The 6938-nt window shown below is 46.9% G+C and carries 4 protein-coding genes and 1 tRNA gene; 2 read left to right on the top strand and 3 right to left on the bottom strand.

Annotation, left to right across the window (positions count from 1 at the left end; all coding sequences use genetic code 11):
* Positions 1-264: 264 nt before the first annotated feature.
* Positions 265-741, top strand: coding sequence for an SAM-dependent methyltransferase (locus HMPREF0240_RS17470; protein ID WP_009004742.1), 477 nt, complete (start codon positions 265-267; stop codon positions 739-741).
* 124 nt (positions 742-865) lie between these two features.
* Here the strand turns inward: HMPREF0240_RS17470 and HMPREF0240_RS23565 are convergent, their stop codons facing one another.
* The 3 genes from HMPREF0240_RS23565 to HMPREF0240_RS17455 all read right to left on the bottom strand — a co-directional run bounded on the left by HMPREF0240_RS23565 (position 866) and on the right by HMPREF0240_RS17455 (position 6532).
* On the bottom strand, positions 866-4882 hold the full coding sequence (locus tag HMPREF0240_RS23565; protein WP_050794566.1) for a LamG-like jellyroll fold domain-containing protein: 4017 nt from the start codon (positions 4880-4882) through the stop codon (positions 866-868).
* 152 nt (positions 4883-5034) lie between these two features.
* Positions 5035-6243 carry a YibE/F family protein gene (locus HMPREF0240_RS17460; protein WP_083806325.1) on the bottom strand — a complete coding sequence of 403 codons (1209 nt, stop codon included), beginning with the start codon at positions 6241-6243 and terminating at the stop codon, positions 5035-5037.
* Between the two features lie 216 nt (positions 6244-6459).
* A tRNA-Lys gene (locus HMPREF0240_RS17455) sits at positions 6460-6532 on the bottom strand.
* 187 nt (positions 6533-6719) lie between these two features.
* Here HMPREF0240_RS17455 and HMPREF0240_RS17450 point away from each other — a divergent pair.
* Positions 6720-6938: helix-turn-helix domain-containing protein (locus tag HMPREF0240_RS17450; RefSeq protein ID WP_035312600.1), on the top strand; the 219-nt coding region annotated here is incomplete at its 3' end.

Genomic DNA, 6938 nt, shown 5'->3' with positions numbered 1-6938 from the left:
TAATTAAATTTGCAGGACATTTTTTTTATGATTTTTCTTGACTCTCACACGGTGTCAGGGGTTACCTTGTGCTTACGAACCAAATCCCCCTCAGCAGACTGCCGTACATGAAAATCACGGTACATCGCACCGCGGGATATTGGCTCCCACTGGCAGGTCTGCACTCCGTTTCGACCGCTGCCGTTCAACACTGCCACGTATAACGACGCCAACTATGCAGGCAGGCAAGTCAGTGGAAATCAATGACAAATGGAGGAAATAATTATGTCAGCTTATGAAGTAACCCCAATTGGAACCATCAAAAGCAGCGAAAGCAAAACCTTCCTGAAACTTGCTCCCGAATTCATCCCGGCACTGCAGGCGCTGGATGGATTCAGCCACATCAACATTCTATGGTGGTTCAGCGATTTTGACACAGAGGAATTCCGCTCGGAGCTAAAGACAGAACAGCCCTACAAAAAATCACCGGAATTCATGGGCATTTTTGCTACAAGATCACCTGTACGCCCCAACCCGATTGCCCTGTCCACCGCAGAGATTATTGGGATTGATTACCAGAACGGTATCGTTCAGATTGCGTACATCGATGCCAATGACAACACACCCCTGCTCGACATCAAACCCTACACCCCAAGTCTGGACAGAGTGGAAACTCCAGGAGTTCCGGCCTGGTGCAGCCACTGGCCCCAAAGTCTGGAGGAGTCCGCCAGTTTCGCCTGGGAGAATGAATTTAACTTCTAACAGCTCATTTCCAGTGGTTATCACGCTTTCGATAAAATATCTGCATCTCAAAAAAGCACCCGGGAACCTTCCTTCCCGGGTACTTTCTATATCATGTTTGTATCCTGTTACTAATGAATCTTTCTTATCTGAGTTTCTTTCTCAAAACAACCGCGCCTGCAATTCCTGCCAGACCTGACATAGCCAAAACCGCCAGCAGTATAAAAGAGGTATTATCTCCTGTTTTTACAGTCTTCGTAACGGTGGTATTTGTTCCGGACGACTGCTGTGTGGGATTCTTACTGCCCCCCTGACTTCCGTTATTCTGATTGCTATTACCGCCATTCTGGCTGTTGTCTCCACCGTTCTGATTATGATCTCCACCGTTCTGGTTATCATCATTTCCGTCATTATTTCCAGAGTTATCATCAATCTTAACCAGTTTTCCCATAGCTGCTTCCAGCGCATTTACTGCCTGATCCACGGCTGCCTGGTCTGATACATTCGGGTCTTCATTTAATGCATTCGCATTTTCAACAGCTTCTTTAAATGCTTTCAGGCTGTCCTTCGTATATTCCGCTTCTTTGACCAAGGAGGCCTTTGACAGTGCCATAACAAGTTTTGTCTTATCGGCACGTTCCTTCACCTGACTTAATAAAGTATCGAGCGTACTCAGAACCTGGCTGATATTCTCCTCATCGTCCGCACCCGCATCTGCCAGCGCTTTCGCAGCATCTCTCGCTTCCTGAAGGCCTTTCAGGCTGTCCGGTGTATAACTTTCTTCTTTCGCCAGTACCGCATCCGCTTTCGCAATCGACTCATTCAGCTTTGTCAGCAGCTCTGCGGATTTCTCAGTCAGCTCCATGGCAGATGTCTCCAGTTTATGGATCGCAGCATCTACTTTTTCAGCTTCCGTCTCCGGGTTATCTGCCTGCTCACTGATTCCCGGCTCCATGTTTTCTTCCTGTGCCGCTTCGAGTTCATTCAGCAGCGCTTCCGCTTCCAGGCGTGCCGTCTCAAAGCCGGCCCATGAGCTTTCTGTGTACGCAGACTGATTTAATACTTCCGCTGCCTGCACAGCCAGCTTAAGTCCTTCTGCATTTACAGTATCCGGATTCAGTCCTCCCATCGCCCTTAACGTTCCAATTGCTTTTGCAGCCTTCACATTTGTCTTTACAGTGCTGTCTTCCAGAAGGCTTCTCAGTTCCTCCTCAGCCGTATGAAATGCCTCCAAAGCCTCTTTCGAAGCATTTGTGGTGTCTGCCTCTGCCGCTGCCTGCAGAACCAACTCCATATACTTCTGTATTTCTGCTGCCTGGAGAGCATCTTTTGCTGTCTGAAGCTCTGCATAGGCTGCCTCCACAGCTTCCTGGTCTGCTGTGTCACTGTTTATGATCTCCCAGGCCTTCGTGCGGGCAATATCCAGTGCTTCATAACTCTCTGTGGTATACCCTTCACCGGTAATTCCCTTTACCGTCTCATAAAGCTCTTCAAGCTGTGTTTTATCAACCTCTGGTTTTTCCTGCTTTTTCTCCAGACCGTCAATCGCATCATTCAGTTCCTTTGTCACTGCATCAATTTCATCCTGCCCTGTAGTACTTGTAACTTCCATCGCTTTCTGGAGTGCTGCCATCAGCCTGGCTATACTTTCCTCCGTACAATTGGCAAGCTCTTCATTGCTGATAGATATCGCCCTGAAGATTGCCTCGTCCAGCTTGCTGCGGTCTCCCGCCTTCACTTCAATTGAAAAACTCTTTGTCTCCGTATTTCCTGCAGGATCTACTGCCGTATATGTCAGCTGATAGGTTCCCGCTTTTTCCGGCTTGAATGTCTTTTCCTCCGTCTTGCTGCTGTCGCCGCCAAGTCTGAGAATTTCTGCGCCCTCCGGGTCTTTTACAACAGCGGTCAGTACTGCAGTTGTACTGTTGTCCGCCGCCTGTGCCGCCGGAACCGTATAATCTACATTCAGCGTACCTTCAGACCCAGGTGTGGATGCGAACTGAATCACCGGTTTTGTCTTATCAATCGATGTCAACTCTCTGTTGGCAAGCATAGATACCTGTTTTGCAGTCAGCGCTTTACTGTATAACCGTGCTGTTGAGATTGCCCCAACCATAGGAGACTGCACGCTTCCATTTGATCCGCTGTCCCCGCCGATTACATAATACTGTGAGCTTGACGGAGGAGTCTTCACATTTCCGGAAGCTTCTTTGGATGCAATCTTCTGTCCATTCAGATACAGGGTCACCTTGCTTCCGTCATAAGTAATGACGCCGTGGTTCCACTCTCCGTATTTCAAAGCACCTGTAGCAATCGGACGCTTATAGGAACCACCGATATGCACCCATGCCTCCAGGCTTGCGGACTCATCGTCATAAGGCGGGATTTCAAAGCCGATACCCGCAGACTCCATGTTTGCAAACAAATCCACATAACCGCCGGAGAATTTATCTACTTTAAAGGTAGATTCAATTGTAAAATCATCATTTGTTTTATCATACTGCTCCGCTGACCAGTCTGTCAGAAAAGCCTCCTCCGTTTTTCCAGTGAACTCTGCCACATATTTTCCAAGCTCTTCATCCATGGAAATATTGCTTCCGTCACTGCCGTAAAACGTGTTTCCAGATTCCGAATGATCTGATATGGAGCCCTCCGAAAAATCAACATCCAGCAGATCCGCTTTCGGCACACCGGAAACCATATCGTCGAATCCAGGTTCTGATGAAGACTCGCCAGTGGTTTTAAACGTCTGTGACAAGTAATCTTCGCTCATTTTCTGGTATGCATCGATGGCATAGATTCGGACTTCGTAAGATGTTCCTCCCTCCAGATCCGGCGCCACCTGTGTGATCTGTTCCGGCATGGGCTGCAGATAATAATTGGACCATGTTTTAAAGGTCTTCACAACCGCCTGGGTATCGGTATTGATGAATTCATATTTGTAGGAATGCACCAGATCCCCCACATTATTTTCCGGTATTTTTGCCTGGTCAAATGTCAGCTTTGCCGAATCATCCTTAATCTCACTCACTGTAAGTGCCGCGCTGTCCTCAAAATACGGCGCCGTGGCAGATTCTGCCCTCTCATCCGTATACGGAAGCGTTTCATTCACATCAAATGTCCATGTCTGCGGGATCCATTTGTCTGCAAGGAAATCATAGTTCTTAATGGTTACCCGGCTTCCGCTGGCCTCAACTACAAGCCCCTGCGCAATCTGGCTTGCATTAGGGGGAACAGATCCATAGATCATCCCCGTCTCCATTTCCATATAGGAAAGCGTAACCGTATTCACTGCAGTATAGCCGCCGTCCTGCCAGATACTGGTAGGCATATTGTTCGGACTGTGGATATGTCCGGAAAATGTAACCGCATGCGGGTGTGATTTAAACACTTCATCCAGACCGCTTCCGTACCATTCTGTAGAAACATAGAATGTATTTTTAATCGGATGGTGGAAAAACACAAAAATCGGCTTGTCCGGAGTATCCGCTTCCGCCTCTGCCAGCTGCTCTTCCAGCCAATTCACGGCATATGTATAATTTCCGCCGCCCTGGGTCGTTCCCTTCCCGGTCTCCGGATCCAGCTGGCCGCTTCCCGGACTAAGCGTAATAAAATGATATCCGTTTACGATCTGATGGTCATTTGGCTTATTTCCTGTTGTCTTTGTAAAATAATCCGCGCTGTTGTTCTCATGGTTCCCCATACTTGCTATCAGCGGTATACTAAGGTTTTCGTTAATAACACTTCCCCATGCGTCATATTCACTGGCAGAACCACCATCCGTCAGATCCCCCGCTACAACCATGCTGTCCAGCCCCGCATCACTGAAAAATGAGGCTGCTTTTGCAAGCCTGCTCTTTTCTGTTGCCTTATCCTGCCGCACATGAGTATCGGAAACCACTCCAAAACTGACTTCCGCACCGCTGTCAACGATTTCTGCGGCATCCCCCTCCGAAGTAATAAATCCATTTGCTTCCATCGGCTGGGTATCTGTCTCCCCTGCCGTTCCCTGAACCGCTGCTGTATCTGACGCACTGGTATTTGCCGCTGCATTTCCTGCCGTATTCCCCGCAGCATTTGCTACAAGAAGCCCGGGAGCCGACATAATGCTTGCCGATGCAATTGCCATGGCCAGCAGCCTTTTCATCATCTTCCCTTTCATTTCTCTGTTTTCTCCTTCTGATAAGTTATTCTTTTTAATGTGAATTCCTTATCAACAATAAAGAATAGAAATCAGAAGAGCATCATTACGCAGTTAAGCCCTTGTTAATCTTTTAAAGATAAAAATAAAATATTTGTATAATTTTTTAACATTTACTTTTTCCGCTTATAGAGTACTGACGCAACTGCCGAGGTAATCGGCACCGTCAGAATCACCGCAATTGTACCCGACAGCCCCTGCCCCAGCTCAATCGCCAGAAAATCAGAGCTGACCAGCTGGTGGTACTTAATCCCATATCCCGTCAGCACAAGCAGTGTGCTGAGTCCGCTTCCTGTAAAAGCCAGAATCAGCGTATTGCTCATCGTCCCGATCATGTCCTTTCCTATATTAATACCGGACCGAAACAGCTCCCGTCTGCTGAGCTGCTGATTCGCGCTCTGTACTTCAAAAATTGCCGAAGCGATGGACATCCCCACATCCATCACAGCCCCAAGCGAAGCAATAAGCACACCGGCAAACAGAACCTCTGCAATCTGAAGGTGCGTATTCTTTGATATCAGTACCATAAACTCTGTCTCATCCGTATTGTACCCGGACACATGAAGCACCGCCGCAAACAGGGCAAAAATAATCCCCACCAGGATCACACCAAGCGCCGTCCCGCAGATTGCAGCCAGTGTCTTTTTGCTGGCCCCGTTCAGCAGAACCAGTGCGGCAGCCGTGGTGATAATCACAGTAACAATAGAGGCCATGACTGGAGAATACCCAAGATAAATAACCGGAATCATCCACATCACAATCACAAACAGTGTAAATGCCAGCCCCAGAATTGCTCTCATCCCTTTTCTGCCCCCGATCAGCAGCATAAAAAAGCCAAACACAAGCAGAATCCCATAGATTGCCGGGGAGCGGTAATAATTATAGATCACAAAATATGGCTCCGTATCCTCCGGTTCATCCTGTGAAACAATAACCCGTGTTCCCGGTTCTGCATAAATATTGCTGGCCGCGGTCAGGTAATTCTCTGTTTCTACAATCCTGCCCTTATATTTCCCGCTGAGCATCTTAATGCTGGCATACTGCAGACCCAGATACCGCCCGCTGTCCGTTTCATCCACCGTCAGCTCATCATTTTTCACTTCCGTTACAATTCCTTTTTCATAAGTGATGTTTGTATTGTTGTAATGCTGGTACTTATCCTGAATGCCCTGGTTCCATACCAGCACCAGTGTGATAAACACTATAATGAACAGCATCGCAATACACTCTGCACAATGCTGTTTTAACCAGCCGCTCTCCTTTTTGTTTGTTGCGTTTTTATTTGCTGCCTTTTTATCCGATTCACGTTTTAGCTTTGCCATAAAACTCGTTCCTTTCCCTGTCCTTTAAGAATTTTATTCTTCTTATAATAGGGGAGAAACGTTAAGGGCATATGAAATTCGGATTAAAAAAGAGATAAGCGGTAAATCTGCCGCCTATCTCTATATTCTTGATCTCCCTGAACATTTGCAAGTCCAAAACACGAAAAAAACCACCATCCCCGAGACTCCAGCTTCTCAAAAACAGTGATTTCCAACTGCGCGATCAGGGGTTCGAACCCTGGACACCCTGATTAAGAGTCAGGTGCTCTACCAACTGAGCTAATCGCGCTTATCTATTGTACTTTCGTCGCCTTTAACAGGTGACGCAAGTAGTATTATATATTAACAGAAAAAAAAATGCAAGTACTTTTTCAAATTTTTTCAACAATTTTCTCAAAAGGTGAAGTGAAAAGTTTATTTCCACTTTGAAGGGGGCAAAGTGGATTTTAGTCTTTCTCCTACTTCCATCTCCACAAATGTTGCATTTAGTCTTACACTTATCATATGAGACGGCCGCCGGAAAGGCTGGTATACATATGAATCCTAAAAATGCTTTTTCCCATTTGACGCTGCAGGAACGACGTATCATTCTTACCGGTATTACCAACGGTTCTACAAAGACCGCTATCGCACAGACTCTTGGTAAGGATAAATCTACGATCGGAAAGGAGATCAAACTCCATAGGAAACTTACA

Source organism: Clostridium sp. D5 (assembly GCF_000190355.1).
Taxonomy (GTDB): domain Bacteria; phylum Bacillota; class Clostridia; order Lachnospirales; family Lachnospiraceae; genus Faecalicatena; species Faecalicatena fissicatena_A.
Note: the sequence above shows the minus strand (reverse complement) of the source record. Positions and strands in the feature narration are given on the sequence as shown.

Bases quoted from the DNA above. Each gene is read 5' to 3' on its own strand.
- HMPREF0240_RS23565 (WP_050794566.1), bottom strand. From the start codon at position 4,882: ATGAAAGGGAAGATGATGAAAAGGCTGCTGGCCATGGCAATTGCATCG.
- HMPREF0240_RS17470 (WP_009004742.1), top strand. From the start codon at position 265: ATGTCAGCTTATGAAGTAACCCCAATTGGAACCATCAAAAGCAGCGAA.
- HMPREF0240_RS17460 (WP_083806325.1), bottom strand. From the start codon at position 6,243: ATGGCAAAGCTAAAACGTGAATCGGATAAAAAGGCAGCAAATAAAAAC.